This window comes from Pseudomonas sp. 2,4-D (genome assembly GCF_030418155.1).
Lineage (GTDB): Bacteria > Pseudomonadota > Gammaproteobacteria > Pseudomonadales > Pseudomonadaceae > Aquipseudomonas > Aquipseudomonas alloputida.
In genome coordinates, this window is sequence record NZ_JAUHUI010000003.1 from 157149 (window position 1) to 173442 (window position 16294).

Annotated in this window: 17 protein-coding genes and 1 pseudogene; 3 read left to right on the forward strand and 15 right to left on the reverse strand. The window is 63.2% G+C overall.

Features of this window, described 5'->3' with window-relative positions; genetic code table 11:
- Nucleotides 1-104: 104 nt before the first annotated feature.
- Nucleotides 105-656, forward strand: coding sequence for an ATP-dependent Clp protease proteolytic subunit (locus QYE47_RS04550; protein WP_014590953.1), 552 nt, complete (start codon nt 105-107; stop codon nt 654-656).
- A gap of 1 nt (nt 657) precedes the next feature.
- Here QYE47_RS04550 and QYE47_RS04555 read toward each other — a convergent pair whose 3' ends face one another.
- Complete coding sequence (locus QYE47_RS04555) at nt 658-1056, reverse strand: NUDIX hydrolase (protein WP_014590952.1); 399 nt, start codon at nt 1054-1056, stop codon at nt 658-660.
- A gap of 235 nt (nt 1057-1291) precedes the next feature.
- On the opposite strand from QYE47_RS04555, the gene QYE47_RS04560 reads away from it, so the two are divergent.
- Together QYE47_RS04560 and QYE47_RS04565 are read left to right on the forward strand one after the other, a co-directional pair.
- The gene (locus QYE47_RS04560; RefSeq protein WP_014590951.1) at nt 1292-1501 is read left to right on the forward strand and encodes a general stress protein; all 210 of its coding nucleotides are present in this window, start codon (nt 1292-1294) and stop codon (nt 1499-1501) included.
- Nucleotides 1502-1667: 166 nt separating this feature from the next.
- A complete protein-coding gene (locus QYE47_RS04565; RefSeq protein WP_004374494.1) occupies nt 1668-1937 on the forward strand; it encodes a DUF6555 family protein in 270 nt (89 codons plus the stop codon).
- A 78-nt stretch (nt 1938-2015) separates the two neighbouring features.
- Here QYE47_RS04565 and QYE47_RS04570 read toward each other — a convergent pair whose 3' ends face one another.
- From QYE47_RS04570 to paaH, 14 genes and pseudogenes are all read right to left on the reverse strand, one after another.
- Nucleotides 2016-2186, reverse strand: a complete 171-nt coding sequence (locus QYE47_RS04570) for a hypothetical protein (RefSeq protein WP_155295797.1) — start codon at nt 2184-2186, stop codon at nt 2016-2018.
- Between the two features lie 243 nt (nt 2187-2429).
- Entirely contained in the window at nt 2430-4484 is a 2055-nt protein-coding gene (gene paaZ, locus QYE47_RS04575) for a phenylacetic acid degradation bifunctional protein PaaZ (protein ID WP_070383929.1), read from the reverse strand.
- A gap of 37 nt (nt 4485-4521) precedes the next feature.
- Nucleotides 4522-5754, reverse strand: a complete 1233-nt coding sequence (locus QYE47_RS04580) for an OprD family porin (protein ID WP_041166974.1) — start codon at nt 5752-5754, stop codon at nt 4522-4524.
- 39 nt (nt 5755-5793) lie between these two features.
- A pseudogene (locus tag QYE47_RS04585) lies at nt 5794-7356 on the reverse strand (cation acetate symporter); the annotation flags it as partial.
- Nucleotides 7353-7661 (reverse strand): DUF485 domain-containing protein, encoded by a 309-nt coding sequence (locus QYE47_RS04590; protein WP_004374508.1) that lies wholly within the window; start codon nt 7659-7661, stop codon nt 7353-7355. The gene QYE47_RS04590 and the pseudogene QYE47_RS04585, both read right to left, overlap by 4 nt.
- A gap of 152 nt (nt 7662-7813) precedes the next feature.
- Entirely contained in the window at nt 7814-8890 is a 1077-nt protein-coding gene (paaE, locus tag QYE47_RS04595; RefSeq protein ID WP_070383930.1) for a 1,2-phenylacetyl-CoA epoxidase subunit PaaE, read from the reverse strand.
- 15 nt (nt 8891-8905) lie between these two features.
- Entirely contained in the window at nt 8906-9439 is a 534-nt protein-coding gene (paaD, locus tag QYE47_RS04600) for a 1,2-phenylacetyl-CoA epoxidase subunit PaaD (RefSeq protein WP_070383931.1), read from the reverse strand.
- Entirely contained in the window at nt 9426-10184 is a 759-nt protein-coding gene (paaC, locus tag QYE47_RS04605) for a 1,2-phenylacetyl-CoA epoxidase subunit PaaC (protein ID WP_014590945.1), read from the reverse strand. The genes paaD and paaC overlap by 14 nt, the downstream gene beginning before the upstream one ends.
- 8 nt (nt 10185-10192) lie before the next feature.
- Nucleotides 10193-10474 carry a 1,2-phenylacetyl-CoA epoxidase subunit PaaB gene (paaB, locus tag QYE47_RS04610; protein WP_004374528.1) on the reverse strand — a complete coding sequence of 94 codons (282 nt, stop codon included), beginning with the start codon at nt 10472-10474 and terminating at the stop codon, nt 10193-10195.
- 25 nt (nt 10475-10499) lie between these two features.
- A complete protein-coding gene (gene paaA, locus QYE47_RS04615) occupies nt 10500-11489 on the reverse strand; it encodes a 1,2-phenylacetyl-CoA epoxidase subunit PaaA (protein WP_070383932.1) in 990 nt (329 codons plus the stop codon).
- Nucleotides 11490-11687: 198 nt separating this feature from the next.
- The gene (paaK, locus tag QYE47_RS04620; protein WP_026031946.1) at nt 11688-13007 is read right to left on the reverse strand and encodes a phenylacetate--CoA ligase PaaK; all 1320 of its coding nucleotides are present in this window, start codon (nt 13005-13007) and stop codon (nt 11688-11690) included.
- A 121-nt stretch (nt 13008-13128) separates the two neighbouring features.
- Nucleotides 13129-14349: a 3-oxoadipyl-CoA thiolase gene (pcaF, locus tag QYE47_RS04625; protein ID WP_019438585.1), complete on the reverse strand. Its 1221-nt coding sequence runs from the start codon at nt 14347-14349 to the stop codon at nt 13129-13131.
- Nucleotides 14342-14782 (reverse strand): hydroxyphenylacetyl-CoA thioesterase PaaI, encoded by a 441-nt coding sequence (gene paaI / locus QYE47_RS04630; protein WP_014590942.1) that lies wholly within the window; start codon nt 14780-14782, stop codon nt 14342-14344. The genes pcaF and paaI overlap by 8 nt, the downstream gene beginning before the upstream one ends.
- The gene (paaH, locus tag QYE47_RS04635; RefSeq protein ID WP_070383933.1) at nt 14775-16292 is read right to left on the reverse strand and encodes a 3-hydroxyacyl-CoA dehydrogenase PaaH; all 1518 of its coding nucleotides are present in this window, start codon (nt 16290-16292) and stop codon (nt 14775-14777) included. Before paaH ends, paaI begins: the two co-directional genes overlap by 8 nt.
- Nucleotides 16293-16294: the final 2 nt, after the last annotated feature.

The following is a 16294-nucleotide window of genomic DNA, read 5'->3' on the forward strand; positions in this document are numbered from 1 at the left end:
GGGTGCCAGGATGACATTGGAGCGTTTCTCCCGTTGCCAGATGGCCGGGTTGGGCGACGATGTGCAAAAGCACAAGCAATGACCTGCCATCCGCGGAGGCAAGCATGGCCAGACATATCATCCACTTCACCGGACCGATCAATTCGTCTACCTGCGGCAACCTGATCACGACCTGCTCACGGGCATTGCAGCAGGGTGCCGAGCTTCTGCAACTGAACATCGCCACCATGGGCGGCGAGTGCAGCTATGGGTTTACCCTGTACAATTTTCTGCGTGCGTTACCCGTGGAGGTGCATACCCACAACCTGGGTACGGTGGAATCCATGGGCAATATCCTCTTCCTTGCCGGAGAGCGACGCACGGCTTGCAGTTTCAGCAAGTTTCTTTTCCACCCGTTTCATTGGACCTTGCATGGTTCTGTGGACCATTCGCGTATGTCCGAGTATGCGATGAGCCTGGATTACGACCTGCGCCTGTATGCGCAGATCGTGGCCGAGCGCACGAAAGGCGCGGCCGAGGTCCTGGATGTACCGCGCTATCTAATGGCCTATCCAAGGATACTGGCGCCGCGGGAGGCGCTGGAAAACGGAATGATCCATGCAATCGACGAGATGCCGATCGCGTCAGACGCAACGCAGTGGAGTGTGCACGCCTAGCTTACCGAACGGACGCCGCCGTGCCCGCGTCACAAGCCAGCAAGGAGCGGATCAGGGCCTTGATCTCGTCCTTCATCACAGCCACCTGATCCAGGTGGGCAAAGCGGCAGTCGACAATTTCGTGCCGGGCCTTGGGCTGCGGTGCTTCGGCAAACTCCGCTGCAAACACGTAATGCACACGCTCTGGCGTTTCGTGGCGCATCAACAACACCAGCGATTCAGCCTGTAGCCCAGTCTCTTCCAACAACTCCCGCTGCGCGGCCTGCATCGGCGTCTCGCTGGGCTCGATCTTGCCGCCTGGAAGGGTCCACGGCGCCTTGGGCTTTCTCACCCACAACCACTTGTGGCGCTGCTTGCCATGCCGGCAAATGATGGTGGCGCGATGCTTGACTGGTTTCATTCCGGCTCCTGGGCGATTCCTTTATTGCATGAAGTTTCGGCCCTGGCTGGCAATAAACGTTGCGTTGAAGCTGACGAACGGTCACATCCGTCACGCAAACAGCCTGGCTGCATGTTTTTAGTGCCACCGGTCAGCTGATTGTAAAACCATTGAGCACAGCGACAGATCGGGGGCTCGGAAGCTAGGCATGGCATCGATTCATGCGATCAGCCAATCCATCGCAAGGAGAAACGACATGGCGCAGGACCAAGAGCGAACCCGCCAGCGCGGCGGCACCAAGGAAACCAACCCAGGTAACTTTGCCAATGACCGCGAGAGGGCATCGCGCGCTGGCCACAAGGGTGGCCAGGCATCTGGCGGCAACTTTGCCAACGACCGCCAACGGGCATCGGAAGCCGGACGCAAGGGGGGGCGCAACAGCCACGGCGCAGACCGCAGCCAGTGAGTGGGGGCTTGCGCTGAACGACAGCTCCCCATAGGTGCCCAGCAGCGATTTCGGGGTAGCCGCCCCGGAATCGCGCCATGACATTTTGTTAGACAAAATTTTGAATCTTCTGGCCACCGCCCGATCAATCAAAATGTCATCCATGGAGAAGAGGAGGCCCCCTGCGATGCCTAGCCCACAGCTGTACATAATCGATTACAAACTGCATGACCAGCCGCGCAGTTTCATCATTCGCCTGGAACGCCTGGACAATGCCGAGGCCTGGCATTGGGCAAGTTGTGATGCGGGCATCGGCATCATTCCCAAGTTCGGTCGCGAGAAAATCAGGAAGGTCAGTCGGCCGATGGCCGAGCGTTACGGCATTACCGCCGTGAGCTGGCGGATTTCGGGGAGCAAGCCCAACCAGTCGGTGGGCGATCCGGCGGCGATGGTTTAATAGCTCTCCTGCAACCGGTAAAAGAAACTGCAGGAACGGACGGGCCCGCTCCTGCAGGATACGCTGATACTCACCGTGTCAGGCGCCAGACTCAGGGTCGCTGGCCGGGACGCCGGGCCGGTTTTCCTCATCATCAGCCACATTGGGGTCGGTATCCGGGTCGTCTGCCCGATCATTGCGTCGATCCGGCTCCAGCTCCGGCCAGTCATCTTCAACATTGCCGCCACCCATTCGCAGTAGGGAATCCATTGTGCAGTCCTCGTTGATGGTCCTCATGAATTGAGAGCTACAGGTGCACGCCCGAGGTTCACTGAGCATTGGCAGTCGCTGACCAACGGTTTAGATGCCTGCATTCTTCACTTCAGCCACGTACGTGTATTGATCCCAGGTGCCTGAACCGCTACCGGCCTCTTCGCGGGTGAACCCGCTCCTACAAGGGCGCTGTGCCGGTCAGAGGCGGCTTGCCCGAGAAGAGGCCGTAGCTTCAACACATCATGCTGGCTTTTTCAGCACCAAGGTCAGGATGTCATAGCTGGCCACTAGCTCACCCAGCTGATTGGTCACCTCCACATCCCACGCCACCACCCCCTGCGGCTGCCCCAGCGGGCTGGTCTTGCCCTGGTCGATCTTGCGCTTGCAGGTCAGCCGCGCCTGGATGGTATCGCCAATGCCCACCGGGTTGATGAAGCGCAGGGTGTCCAGCCCATAGTTGGCCAGCACCGGTCCGGCACCGGGCGACACGAACAGCCCGGCCGCTGCCGACAGTACGAAGTAACCGTGGGCAATGCGTTTACCGAACTGCGACGCCTTGGCGGCGATTTCGTCGAAGTGCATGTAGAAATGGTCGCCTGACAGGCAGCCGAAATTGACCAGGTCAGCTTCTGTCACGGTGCGGCGATGGGTGAGCAGCGACTCGCCGACACGCAGCTGCTCGAAGTAGCGACGGAACGGGTGCACTTCGGTTTCGATCACTTCGCCGCCGCGCACGTACTCGCCGGTGACCGCCGTGAGCATGCTCGGCGAGCCTTGTACTGCAGCGCGCTGCAGGTAGTGCTTGACCGCACGCAGGCCACCCAGCTCTTCACCACCACCGGCGCGGCCCGGGCCACCGTGCTTGAGCTGCGGCAGCGGCGAGCCGTGCCCAGTGGACTCCTTGGCAGCCTGGCTATCGAGCACCAGCAGTCGGCCATGCCAGGCAGCAGCCACCGGGATAGCCTTGGTGGCCACGCTGCGGTCGGCGGTGACCAGGGTCGCCACCAGGCTGCCTTTGCCACGGGCAGCCAGTGCCAAGGCTTCGTCGAGGTCGTCATAGGCCATCAGCGTACTGACCGGGCCGAACGCTTCGATATCGTGGGCACCGCCCTCGGCATGTGGGTCGCGGGCCTGCAACAAGGTTGGCGCAAAGAACGCGCCTTCAGCCACGCCTTCGCCACGCGGGGCAAAGCCATCGCTGGCGCCGAATAGCTGATCACAAGTCTGCAGCAGGCTGCGCACCCGCTCGCTGACATCGCGCTGCTGGTCATGGGAGGCCAGGGCACCCATGCGCACACCTTCCAGCGACGGGTCGCCAACCACGACCTTGCTCAAGCGCTCGCGCAGGCGGGTGGCGACGGCATCCAGGTGCTTGGCCGGGACGATCGCACGGCGGATGGCGGTGCACTTCTGCCCGGCTTTAGTGGTCATTTCACGCACCACTTCCTTGATGTACAGGTCAAACTCTTCGCTGTCCGGACTCACGTCCGGGCCGAGGATGGCGCAGTTGAGCGAGTCGGCCTCGGCGGTGAACGGCACCGAGTTGCGAATCAGGTTGGGCGTCACACGCAGTTTCGCGGCAGTGTCGGCGGAGCCGGTGAAGGTCACCACGTCCTGCCCCTGCAGGCGGTCGAGCAGGTCGCCGGTGCTGCCGATAACAAGCTGAAGGCTGCCTTCGGGCAGCAGGCCGGAGGCATTCATCAGGCGTACCACGGCCTCGGTCAAATAGCTGGTCGAGGTCGCCGGTTTGACGATGCAGGGCATACCGGCCAGGAACGTTGGGGCAAACTTTTCCAGCATGCCCCAGATAGGGAAGTTGAACGCGTTGATATGCACCGCAACGCCTGCCCGTGGCACCAGGATGTGGCTACCGGCGAAATGGCCTTGCTTGCCCAACGGTATGGCTGGGCCTTCGTGCACCAGGTTACCCGACGGCAGCTCGCGGCTGCCGATGCCGGCATAGGAGAACAGCGTGGCGTTGCCGCCTTCGATGTCGATCCAGCTGTCAGCCCGGGTGGCGCCGCTGTGGTGCGACAGGGCGTAGAGCTGCTCTTTGTGCTCGGCCAGGTACAGGGCCAGGGCTTTGAGGCGTTGGGCACGCTGTTGGAAATCCATGCCCATCAGCGAGGCAAGACCGCGTGCACGCGCGTAGTCCACAGCTTCGGCGAAGTCCGGGCGCTCTTCATGGCTGTAGGCCAGTACGTGGCCGTCAAGGGCGCTGCGCAAGGCCTGGGCGCCGTGCTGGCCGAGCCAACGGCCGGCGATGAAACTTTGCAGAGTAGGGGCGGCAGACATGCTGTTCTCCATGCTGTTCAAAAAGTGGGGGGCGCTGTTACCACAGCGCCAGGGTGTAGCCGATGATCAGGCGGTTTTCGTCCACGGCGTTGGTCAGGCCGTTGCCGGAGCGGAAGGTGACATTGCGCCAGCGCAGGCTGACGTCCTTGAACGGGCCACTCTGGATGACATACGTGATGTCGGTGTCGCGCTCGCGCTCACGGCCATTGGTCACGGTGGCAGTTTCCGCGTGGCGACCGTCGGTGTAGCGGGTCATGAAACTCAGACCGGGGATGCCCATGGCAACGAAGTCGTAGTCGTAGCGCACTTGCCAAGAGTCCAGCCCGGCGCGGGTGAAGGTGTTGTAGGTGACCAGGTTGACGGTGAACGGGTCGCCGCCGTTGACGAACGGGAAGGCGCTGTCACCGGACATCTGCTGCCAGGTGGCGGTGAACTTGTGCGCCCGCACGCCCAGGGTGAACATGGCGTTGAAGTTACGGTTGTCGATGTTGCCGGCACGCTCGGCACCGTCGTTGCGGCTGTCGAAGTAGCGCAGGTCACTGCGCAGGCTCACACCTTCTGCCAGTGGGCGGGTGTCGATCAGACCGACGAACTGCTGACGGTAGATGTCCTGGAGCTTGGCGTAGTAATAGCTGACCGTGGTTTGTGGGGTGATGGCGTAGCTGCCACCACCAAAGTCCAGGTGGTCACTGCTGGCAGCGCCATAGCCGATGTCGTCGCGGCCAGAAGAGTCACGCAGGTTGGCCTTGGTCAGGCGTCCGGCATTGAAGGTGAGGCCATCGAGGTCCTGACTGGTGAGCAGGCCACCCTGGAAGGTGGACGCCAGCAGGCGGGTGTCGTTATACACCACCACCGGCAGGATCGGCTGCAAGGTGCCCAGCCGCAAGGTGCTCTTGGACACGCGTACCTTGCCGGTCAGGCCTAGCTCGCTGTAGTCGTCGACCGGTTCGTGGCTATTCGGGCCAAAAGGCAGCAGGCCGGTGTTGCGACGGTCGCGGCTGGAGTCGAGCTTGATGCCCAACTGGCCCATCGCGTCCACGCCAAAGCCGACCGGGCCCTCGGTGAAGCCCGATTCCAGCTTGGCAGTAAAGCCCTGGCCCCATTCCTCGGCCTTGGCCTGCGGGGCGTTGCTCTGCCGAAAATCACGGTTGATGTAGTGATTGCGCAGCTCCAGGCGTGCATGGCTGTCGCCGATGAAGTCGGCCAGCGCGGGCATGGGCAGGGCGAGGGTGGCCAGCCAGGCGGCTGACATGAAGTGTGTGCGGTTCATTGTTGTTGTTTTACCCGACATGTCTGTTCGTCCTTGAAGTCAGTGTTTGCTGGCGCCAGCCGCGCCGATACCGGTCATGGAGCGGATGAACTGGCCCAGGTAGCGACCGCGCTCTTCAACGGCACGTTCGGAGCTGTCGGTCACCGAGAACACCCAGGCACTGAGGAAGGCCAGGCTCATGGAGAACAGCGCAGGGTTGCTGTAGGGGAACAGCGCCGTTTCGTTGTGCAGTACGTTGACCCATACCGCCGGGCCCAGCACCACCAACAGCACCGCCGAGACCAGCCCGGCCATGCTGCCGCACACCGCGCCGCGGGTGGTCAGGCCTTTCCAGAACATGGAAAGGAGCAGCACGGGGAAGTTGACCGAAGCGGCCACCGCCAGCACCAGGCCGGAGAGGAAGGCGATGTTCTGCGACTCGAACATCAGGCCCAGGATCACCGCCAGCAGGCCGATGACCAGCGTGGCAATGCGCGACACACGCATTTCCTCTTGCTCGGTAGCCTTGCCTTTGCGCATCACGCAGGCATACAGGTCGTGGGACACGGCCGATGCGCCGGACAGCGCCAGGCCAGCAACCACAGCCAGAATGGTGGCGAACGCCACGGCAGAGATGAAGCCGAGGAACAGGTTGCCACCGACGGCCTGGGCCAGGTGCACGGCGACCATGTTGCCGCCACCGATGATGGCGCCAGTGGCGTCGCGGTAGGACGGCTCAGTGCCGACCATGACGATGGCGCCAAAGCCGACAACGATCAGCAGCAGGTAGAAGTAACCTATGAAACCGGTGGCGTAGAACACGCTCTTGCGTGCTTCCTTGGCATCACTGACAGTGAAGAAGCGCATCAGGATATGCGGCAGGCCAGCGGTGCCGAACATCATGCCCAAACCCAGGGAAATAGCGTCCACCGGGTTGGACAACAAGCCGCCTGGGGCCATGATCGCCTGGCCCTTGGCATGCACGGCCACGGCGCTGGCAAACATGGCCTCGGTGCTGAAGCCGAAGTGCTTGAGCACCATGAAGGCCATGAAACTGGTGCCTGAGAGCAGCATTACTGCCTTGATGATCTGCACCCAGGTGGTGGCGAGCATGCCACCGAAGGTGACATAGGCAACCATCAGCACACCGACCAGCATCACCGCGTACAGGTAGCTGATGCCGAACAGCAGCTCGATCAGCTTGCCGGCGCCGACCATTTGCGCCACCAGGTACATCAGCGCCACCACCAGGGTGCCGAAAGCCGAGGTCAAGCGCACCGGGGTTTGCGCCAGCCGGTAGCTGACCACGTCCGCGAAGGTGTACTTGCCCAGGTTGCGCAGGCGCTCGGCAATCAGGAACAGGATGATCGGCCAGCCCGCCAGGACACCGAGGGCATACAACAGACCGTCGTAGCCGTTCATGAACATCATCGCGGAAATGCCCAGGAACGAAGCGGCACTGATCATGTCGCCAGCGATCGCCAGGCCGTTCTGCATGCCGGTCAAGCCGCCGCCGGCGGTGTAGAAGTCGCTGGCCGAGCGGGTGCGCAGGGCAGCCCAGCGGGTGACCAGCAGGGTGAAGCAGACAAACACCATGAACATCGAAATGGCGGTCCAGTTCATTGTGCGCACTCCTGCTTGACCTTGTCGTTGAGCGGGTCGAGCACGTTGTTGGCGCGGTGCACGTAGATGCCGGTCAGGGCAAAGGACAGCAGCACCATCAGCACGCCCACCAGCATGCCGACCGTGGTCACGCCGCCACTGAGGGACTGGCCGAGGGTGCTGGGCGAAAACGCAACCAGCAGGACGAAGCCGTAGTAGACCACCAGCATGGCCAGGGTCAGGCTGCCGTTGAGGCGGCGTTTGCGCCGTACCAGGTGCTGGAAGTCGGGGTGGTTGGCGATGCTTTCTATGCGTTCGGGTGTCATGGGTTGCGATCTCTGGGTGTTGTAATTGTTTTGTTGAGGTCACGCGGGGTATTGCGTTGTTGCTTAGGCCTTCTTCGCAGGTAAGGATGCTGCTCTAAGGCCCTGCGCAGGCCCTGTAGGAGCGGGTTTACCCGCGAAGCAGTCGACTCGGTCTACAGCTGGTCGAAGTCAAGCACCACCTTGTCACTCACCGGGTAGGTCTGGCACGACAGCACATACCCGGCCGCCACTTCGTAGTCTTCGAGGGCATGGTTGCTGTCCATCTCCACTTCGCCCTCGATCACTCGGCACTTGCAGGTGGAGCACACACCGGCCTTGCACGAGTAGGGCAGCTCGGCGCCAATGGCGTTGCCGGCGTCCAGCACGTTCTGGGTGTTGCGCGGCAGGTCGAAGCTCAGTGCCCGGCCGTCGCTGATCACGGTGATGTGGCTAAGTGCCGAATCCACCTGGCGTGCCGCCTCACGGGCTTCGCGGCGGGCCTCGCTGCCGGCGGCGGCGAACAGCTCGAAGTGAATGCGTTCCTTGGCCATGCCGTTGGCCTGCAGGCTGTCACGCACGGTCTCGGTCATCGCCTGCGGGCCGCAGATGAACGCCGCGTCCAGGCCGGCAACGTCCAGCCAGCGCGAAAACAGCTGGCCGCATTTGTCGGCGTCGATGCGGCCGTTGTACAGGTCGACATCCTGCTGTTCGCGGCTGAACACGAAAATCAGGTTCAAGCGGTCGAGGTAACGGTTTTTCAGGTCTTCGAGCTTGTCGCGGAACAGCGCCCCCGAACTGGAACGGTTGCCGTACAGCAAGGTGAAACGGCTGTGCGGCTCGCTGGCCAGCGTAGTGGCGATGATCGACAGTATCGGCGTGATGCCGCTGCCGGCAGCTACCCCCAGATAGTTACCTTGGCGAGCCGGGTCCAGTGGCACGAAGAAGCTCCCCGATGGCGGCATCACTTCCAGCTGCTGACCGGCCTTGAGCACTTCATTGGCAAACGCCGAGAAGCGCCCGCCCGGCACGCGCTTGACGGCCACGCGCAGCTCGCCGTCCTGCACGGCGCTGCAGATGGAGTAGGAGCGGCGGACTTCTTCGTTGTCCAGCTGGGTACGCATGACCAGGTACTGGCCCTGAGTGAAGCGGAACTGGTCCTGCAGGTGCTCGGGCACATCGAAGGCAATCGATACCGCATCACGGGTCTCATTGCGCACTTGCTTGATGGTCAGGCTGTGAAACTGGCTCATGGTGGTCTCCACGGCTCAAATGCATTTGAAATAGTCGAATGGCTCCAGGCACTCGCGGCAGCGGTACAGCGCCTTGCAGGCCGTGGAGCCGAACTGGCTGAGCAATTCGGTATGGGCGCTGCCGCATTGCGGGCAGCACACCTGGGGGGCTTCGCCGAGCAGGCTGCGCTTGCTGGCGCTGCCTTGCGGCGGCGCAATGCCATAAGCGCGCAGGCGCTCGCGGCCCAGTTCGGTGATCCAGTCGGTGCTCCAGGCCGGGGTCAGCCGACGCTCCAGGTCTGGCGCGGTGAAACCGGCTTTCTCCAGCGCCTGGCGGATATCCCCTTCGATCACTTCGGTGGCCGGGCAGCCAGAATAGGTCGGGGTAACCACCAGGTGCAGGTGGCCGGCGCGCCAATCGACATCGCGCACGATCCCCAGGTCGACCACGCTGACCACCGGCACTTCAGGGTCCATGACCTGGCCCAATACCGCCCAGGCGCGGGCCAGGTCGTCGCCTTGCTGTGCCCGCGCGCCGCGGTCGCCGGCAATCAGTTCACCAGGTTGCATCGGGGTAGGCCCTTGGCAGGAACTGCATTTCGGCCAGCAGCAGGCCCAGATGCTCGGTGTGCACGCCTTTGCGGCCATCCAGGTAGAAGTGGCTGGCGGCCTTGGGCAGCGGCAGTTCGACCGAAGCAAACGTCGCGGTGACCTGCTTCAGCCAGGTGGCGCCGACGGTAGCTGGATCGGCGCCGATACCGCATTCGGCCAGACGGACTTCGTTGTCGCTGGCAGCAGTCAGTTCTACGGTGAAGCGCCACAGTGCCGGGATAGCGGCGAGCATGCGCTGGCGGCTGGCATCGGTACCACCGCCCAGACGTTGTACCCATTCGCTGGACCGGCGCAGGTGGTAGGTGACTTCTTTCAGGGCCTTGGCGGCAATACCGGCGATTCGCGCGTCGCTGGACTCGACCAGCCCCTGCAGCACAGCGAAGTGCCACGCGTCGTAAAGGAACTGCTTGGTCATGGTCACGGCAAAATCACCGTTGGGTTGCTCGACCAGCAGCAGGTTGCGGTAGGCGCGCTCGTCACGGCGGAACGCCAGGGCATCGGCATCTCGGCCATCGTCGAGCAGCTCGGCGGCATACTCCAGCCAGTTGCGGGCCTGGCCGACCAGATCGAGGCCGACGTTCATCAGGGCCAGCTCTTCCTCGATGGCCGGGGCGCGGCCACACCATTCGCAGAGGCGCTGGCCCTGGACCAGGGCGCTGTCGCCGAGCAACAGCAGGTAGGGGATAAGGGCTTCTTTATGCATGGCCCACCTCACATGTGTCCGACTTCGTCGGGCAGCTCGTAGAAGCTGGCATGGCGATAGACCTTGTCGTCCGAGGGGGCGAACAGCGGGTCTTTCTCGTCGGGGGAGGAGGCGGTGATCAGCGCCGAAGGCACCACCCACAGGCTCACACCTTCGCTACGGCGGGTGTAGAGCTCGCGGGCGTTCTCGATGGCCATGGCGGCATCGGCGGCGTGCACGCTGCCGACATGCTTGTGGTTAAGGCCGTGCTTGCTGCGCACGAACACTTCGTAGAGGGTCCAGACAGACATTTTCGATCTCCGCATCAATCGCCGCTCAGGCGGCGTTCTTGTTCTGTTGCTTGCGCGCATAGGCCACGGCGGCCTCGCGTACCCAGGCGCCATCCTCGATGGCCTTGCGCCGGGTGGCGACACGTTCCAGGTTGCACGGGCCATTGCCCTTGATCACTTCGTAGAACTCGTCCCACTGGATTTCGCCGAAGTCGTAGTGGCCGCGCTCGGCGTTCCACTTCAGCTCAGGGTCAGGCGCAGTGCAGCCAAGCAGTTCCAGCTGCGGCACGGTCTGGTCGATGAAGCGCTGGCGCAGTTCGTCGTTGGTCTGGCGCTTGATCTTCCAGGCCATCGACTGGGCGCTGTTGGGCGAGTGTTCATCGCTCGGGCCGAACATCATCAGCGCTGGCCACCACAAGCGGTTGATGGCGTCCTGAACCATGTCGCGCTGGGCTTGAGTACCCTGGCGCATCATGGTCAGCAGCATTTCGTAGCCCTGGCGCTGGTGGAAGCTCTCTTCCTTGCAGATACGGATCATCGCGCGGGAGTAGGGGCCGTAAGAGGTGCGCTGCAGTACCACCTGGTTGACGATGGCGGCGCCATCCACCAGCCAGCCCACAGCACCCATGTCGGCCCAGCTGAGGGTGGGGTAGTTGAAGATGCTCGAGTACTTGGCCCTGCCGCTGTGCAGTTTGGCGATTTCTTCGTCGCGGTCAGCCCCCAGGGTTTCCATGGCGCTGTACAGGTACAGGCCGTGGCCGGCTTCGTCCTGAATCTTGGCCATCAGCTGCAGTTTGCGCTTGAGGCTGGGGGCACGGGTGACCCAGTTGCCTTCGGGCAGCATGCCGACGATTTCAGAGTGGGCGTGCTGGGAGATCTGCCGGATGAGGGTCTGGCGATAGGCCTCGGGCATCCAGTTCTTGGCTTCGATCTTGATTTCGGCATCGATCTTTTCCTGGAAGTTGCGTTCCTCGGGGGACATCTCTTCCAGCGACTTGATGCGCTTGACTCCGGTTTCCACTAGCTGTGCGTACATGTGCTGCGACTCCTGCTAAGGCATGAGTCATTTGTAAGCGATACAAAAGATAACGTCAAACACATTTATGTGTATCAAGTAAGATTTGTGTATCACGTTGACAGCCAAGAGGGCTGTCGCGCAGCAGCGTTTGCCCGGCGGAACGCAGGCAAAAAAAGGCCCCGGACAATGCCGGGGCCGAAATGGCAGCCGAATGGGTCAGCTGGCCAACCGTTTGTCGAACACGTGGCAAGCCTTGCCCTCTGAGCGCTTGAGCGTGCCGCAGGGCTGCAGGTGCACCTGGGTGCTGATGCCGATGTAGGTCTTGATCTGTTTGCTCAACTCCCCGACAACCAGCTTGCGCTGACCTTCGTCAAGGTACTGGCACTCTGCGCGCAGCTCCACGTGCACCTGGACACTGTCCAGATTTCCATTGCGATACAGATGAATCTCATATAGCTCAGAAAGCTGTTTTATTTTTAGGACCTGCTCCTCGATCTGAGTCGGGAACACATTGACCCCGCGAATGATCAGCATGTCATCACTGCGGCCGGTGATCTTGCCGATCCGCCGCATCGGCCGAGCGGTGCCCGGCAGCAGCCGGGTGAGGTCGCGGGTGCGGTAGCGCACCATCGGCAATGCCTCCTTGCTGAGCGAGGTGAATACCAGCTCGCCCAGTTGGCCATCCGGCAGCACTTCACCGGTAGCAGGGTCGATGATCTCGGGATAGAAGTGGTCTTCCCAGATGGTCGGGCCGTCCTTGGTCTCTATGCACTCCATTGCCACCCCGGGCCCCATGATCTCCGAAAGGCCGTAGATATCGAGGGCATTGATGCCCAGACGCTGCTCAATTGAACGGCGCAGCTCGTCGGTCCACGGCTCGGCACCAAAAATGCCCAGGCGCAGCTTGAGGTCGTGCGGGTCGATGCCCTGGCGCTCGATTTCATCAGCCAGGTTGAGCATGTAGGACGGGGTGACCATGATGATGTCGGGCTGGAAGTCGCGAATCAGCTGCACTTGCTTTTCGGTCTGGCCACCGGACATGGGGATCACGGTGCAGCCCAGGCGTTCGGCACCGTAGTGCGCGCCGAGCCCGCCGGTGAACAGCCCGTAGCCGTAGGACACATGCACCTTGTCACCTTTGCGCCCGCCGGCCGCACGAATCGAACGGGCAACCACATTGGCCCAGGTGTCGATATCGTTCTGGGTGTAGCCGACCACGGTCGGCTTTCCGGTGGTGCCACTGGAGGCATGCAGGCGCACCACTTCTTCCTGGGGCACGGCAAACATGCCGTAGGGGTAGTTGTCGCGCAGGTCGTTCTTGCCGGTGAAGGGGAACTTCGCCAGGTCTTCCAGGCACTTGAGGTCATCAGGGTGGGTGCCGTACTCGGCAAAGCGCTGGCGGTACAACGGCACATTGTCGTAGGCGTGCTTCAGGCTCCAGCGCAGACGCTCCAGCTGGTGCTGGCGCAGGGCATCGACGCTGGCGGTTTCCATCGGGTCCAGCAGGGCACGATCGGCATCATGGTACATGTTCATGGCTTCACTCGAATTGTTCTTGTACGCCGCGCGCCAGCGGTTGCAGGCCACGCGGTGAGTGTCATGGAGGCAGCATATACGGCTGCGTTCAGTTCGGTAACAAGCGCAGGGTCTGAACCGCTCAGAGGCGCTCGATGATCATGGCGATGCCTTGGCCTACGCCAATGCACATGGTGCACAGGGCGTAGCGGCCGGCCGTTTCTTCAAGCTCGTGCAAGGCAGTGGTCACCAACCGGGCACCGCTCATGCCCAAGGGATGGCCCAGGGCGATGGCGCCGCCGTTGCGGTTGACTCGTGAGTCGTCGTCAGCCAGGCCCAGCTCGCGCAACACGGCCAGCCCCTGGGCGGCAAAGGCCTCGTTAAGTTCGATGACATCCATGTCATCCAGCGCCAGGCCGGTGAGCGCCAGCACCTTGCGGGTCGCAGGCACCGGACCAATGCCCATCAGCCTGGGCTCCACCCCGGCCACAGCCATGCCGACGATGCGGCCGCGCGCCTTCAGGCCATGGCGGCGGGCCGCGGCGCTGCTGGCCAGCAGTAGGGCGCAAGCGCCGTCATTCACGCCGGAGGCATTACCCGCCGTTACGCTGCCGCCTTCACGAAACGGCGTCCCGAGCCGAGCCAGCTGCTCCAGCGTGGTGTCGCCGCGCGGGTGCTCGTCATGCTCGACCACTTTGGCAGGGCCTTTGCGTTGCGGGATTTCGACCGACACGATTTCCCTCGCCAGGCGGCCGCGGGCCTGAGCGGCTGCGGCCTTGTGCTGGCTGCGCAGGGCAAAGGCATCCTGGTCGGCGCGGGAGATGCCGAACTGCTCGGCCACGTTTTCGGCGGTTTCCGGCATCGAATCGATGCCGTAGGCGGCCTTCATCAGCGGGTTGACGAAACGCCAGCCGATGGTGGTGTCGAACAGCTCGGCCGCACGCCCGAATGCCTGCTCCGACTTACCCATCACAAACGGCGCACGCGACATGGACTCCACACCACCGGCCAGCATGAGCCCTGCTTCACCACAACGCAGGGCACGTGCCGCATTGCCAATGGCATCCAGGCCGGAACCGCACAGGCGGTTGATCGTGGTCCCTGGTACTTCGACCGGCAGCCCGGCCAGCAGGCTCGCCATGTGAGCCACGTTGCGGTTGTCCTCGCCGGCCTGGTTGGCGCAGCCGAAGATGACGTCATCAATGGCCTTCCAGTCCAGTTCGGGGTGGCGCTGGATCAAGGCTTTGAGCGGGATGGCCGCCAGGTCGTCGGCGCGCACGCTGCTCAGGGCCCCGGCATAGCGGCCAATGGGGGTGCGCACGGCGTCGATGATCAAGGCATCGGCGTGGGTCGGTTCATTCATCTTGCGTCTCCTGCGCCAGCACGGTGCCGCGCACTTTGTAGGATTTGCCATGGAACATCGCCACCAATTCACCGCGCTGGTTGTCGATGCGCACGTCATACAGGCCGGTGCGGCCTTTGCGGCTGACTTCGCTGGCGTGGGCGGTGAGCACGTCATCGCGCAGCGCCGGGGCCAGGTAGTCGATGCTGCAACCCAGCGCCACCGTGGCCTGGTCGTAGCTATTGCAGGCGAAGGCGAACGCCGAATCGGCCAACGCGAACAGGAAACCGCCATGGCAGGTGCCATGCCCCTGGATCATGTCGGCACGCACCGGCATGCGCAGGCTGGCCCGACCTGGGCCGGCATCCAGCAGGGTAATGCCCAGGCCCTGGGTGGCCGGGTCGCGGGCGTACATGGCGTCGGCACAGGCTTGTGCCAGTTCCACTTCAGTCATGCAGGGTGCCTCCTTTGGCTTCACAGCGGCGCAACAACAGGGAAGGGCGGTAGCGGCTTTCGCCATAGCTGCGCTGCAGGTTGTCGAGCACGGCCAGGGTGTGGGCAAGGCCGATGTCTGCGGCCCAGGCCAGCGGGCCACGGGGGTAGTTGACGCCGGCGCGCATGGCCAGGTCGATGTCGGCGGCACTGCCGACGCCCTGGAGCACCGCATCGGCGGCCTCGTTGGCAAGCATTGCCACGGTGCGCAGTACCACCAGGCCGGGCAGGTCGGCGACACCGGTCACTTTCAGGCCGGCACGCTGCAGCAGGGCTACGGCTTGGTCGCGGGCGCTGTCAGTGGTATCGGCGGACCAGCTGATGGCAAGGCGGGTGGCGCTGCTGTAGTCCAGCGCAAGGTCAAGCAGCACCAGGTTGCGCAGCCCGTCCTCACGGGCACGTTGGCTGGCCAGCCGGCCGTCGGACAGGGCCAGGGTGGCGTCGCCCACCTGGATCAGGCCACTACCGGCGCGCTGGGTCACGGCAATGCCGCTTTGGCGCAGGCGCTCGACCAGCGGCTGCATCACCCCCAGGTTGCCCTCGACAACGCAGGCCTCTGCGCAGGCGGAGCTGTGCAGTTCGGCCGGCTGCGGGCGCTCGACGCCTTCGGCATAGCGATAGAAGCCTTGGCCGGTCTTGCGACCCAGGCGGCCGGCGTCCACCAGTTCCTTCTGCACCAGCGAAGGCTGGAAGCGGAAATCGCCATAGAAAGCATCGAATACGGAACAGGTAACAGCGTAATTGACGTCATGGCCAATCAGGTCGGTCAGCTCGAACGCCCCCATGCGGAAGCCACCCGCGTCACGCATCAGCGCATCCAGGCTGGCGCAGTCGGCGGCACCTTCCTGTAGCAGGCGCAGGCTTTCGGCATAGAACGGCCGCGCTACCCGGTTGACGATGAAACCGGGTGTAGAGCGCGCATGGACCGGCTGCTTGCCCCAGGCCTGGGCCGTGGCGTAGATGCGTGCGGCCACTGCCGGGTCGGTTGCCAGGCCCGACACCACCTCGACCAGCGCCATCAGCGGTGCCGGGTTGAAGAAGTGCATACCGACCACGTGCTGCGGGCGTTCAAGGCCTGCCGCGAGGCTGGTGATGGACAGTGACGAAGTGTTGCTGGCAAGGATACAGTCGGCTGCGCACAGGGTTTCGAGCTGACTGAACAACGCTTGCTTCACCTGCAGGTTTTCGACGATGGCTTCAATGACCAGGCCGGCATCAGCCAAGGCTTCGAGTGTATCGACCGGGCACAGGCGGGCATTGATCGCTTCGCGTTCAGCGGCCAGCAACTTTCCTTTGTCCACCAGCCGGGCCAGGTGGCGATCGATACCCGTCACCGCCTGGGCGGCAGCACCCGGGCGGTTGTCGTAGAGCTTGACGGGGTGGCCGGCCTGGGCCGCGACCTGGGCGATACCGGCGCCCATGGCACCGGCACCGATCACCGCCACCTGCACATTGCTTGCGAGTGCGCCCATGT

What these genes read in the sequence shown, in the direction of transcription:
- QYE47_RS04550 (WP_014590953.1), top strand. Translation starts at nt 105, where the DNA reads ATGGCCAGACATATCATCCACTTCACCGGACCGATCAATTCGTCTACC.
- QYE47_RS04555 (WP_014590952.1), bottom strand. Translation starts at nt 1,056, where the DNA reads ATGAAACCAGTCAAGCATCGCGCCACCATCATTTGCCGGCATGGCAAG.
- QYE47_RS04560 (WP_014590951.1), top strand. Translation starts at nt 1,292, where the DNA reads ATGGCGCAGGACCAAGAGCGAACCCGCCAGCGCGGCGGCACCAAGGAA.
- QYE47_RS04565 (WP_004374494.1), top strand. Translation starts at nt 1,668, where the DNA reads ATGCCTAGCCCACAGCTGTACATAATCGATTACAAACTGCATGACCAG.
- QYE47_RS04570 (WP_155295797.1), bottom strand. Translation starts at nt 2,186, where the DNA reads ATGGATTCCCTACTGCGAATGGGTGGCGGCAATGTTGAAGATGACTGG.
- paaZ (WP_070383929.1), bottom strand. Translation starts at nt 4,484, where the DNA reads ATGTCTGCCGCCCCTACTCTGCAAAGTTTCATCGCCGGCCGTTGGCTC.
- QYE47_RS04580 (WP_041166974.1), bottom strand. Translation starts at nt 5,754, where the DNA reads ATGAACCGCACACACTTCATGTCAGCCGCCTGGCTGGCCACCCTCGCC.
- QYE47_RS04590 (WP_004374508.1), bottom strand. Translation starts at nt 7,661, where the DNA reads ATGACACCCGAACGCATAGAAAGCATCGCCAACCACCCCGACTTCCAG.
- paaE (WP_070383930.1), bottom strand. Translation starts at nt 8,890, where the DNA reads ATGAGCCAGTTTCACAGCCTGACCATCAAGCAAGTGCGCAATGAGACC.
- paaD (WP_070383931.1), bottom strand. Translation starts at nt 9,439, where the DNA reads ATGCAACCTGGTGAACTGATTGCCGGCGACCGCGGCGCGCGGGCACAG.
- paaC (WP_014590945.1), bottom strand. Translation starts at nt 10,184, where the DNA reads ATGCATAAAGAAGCCCTTATCCCCTACCTGCTGTTGCTCGGCGACAGC.
- paaB (WP_004374528.1), bottom strand. Translation starts at nt 10,474, where the DNA reads ATGTCTGTCTGGACCCTCTACGAAGTGTTCGTGCGCAGCAAGCACGGC.
- paaA (WP_070383932.1), bottom strand. Translation starts at nt 11,489, where the DNA reads ATGTACGCACAGCTAGTGGAAACCGGAGTCAAGCGCATCAAGTCGCTG.
- paaK (WP_026031946.1), bottom strand. Translation starts at nt 13,007, where the DNA reads ATGAACATGTACCATGATGCCGATCGTGCCCTGCTGGACCCGATGGAA.
- pcaF (WP_019438585.1), bottom strand. Translation starts at nt 14,349, where the DNA reads ATGAATGAACCGACCCACGCCGATGCCTTGATCATCGACGCCGTGCGC.
- paaI (WP_014590942.1), bottom strand. Translation starts at nt 14,782, where the DNA reads ATGACTGAAGTGGAACTGGCACAAGCCTGTGCCGACGCCATGTACGCC.
- paaH (WP_070383933.1), bottom strand. Translation starts at nt 16,292, where the DNA reads ATGGGCGCACTCGCAAGCAATGTGCAGGTGGCGGTGATCGGTGCCGGT.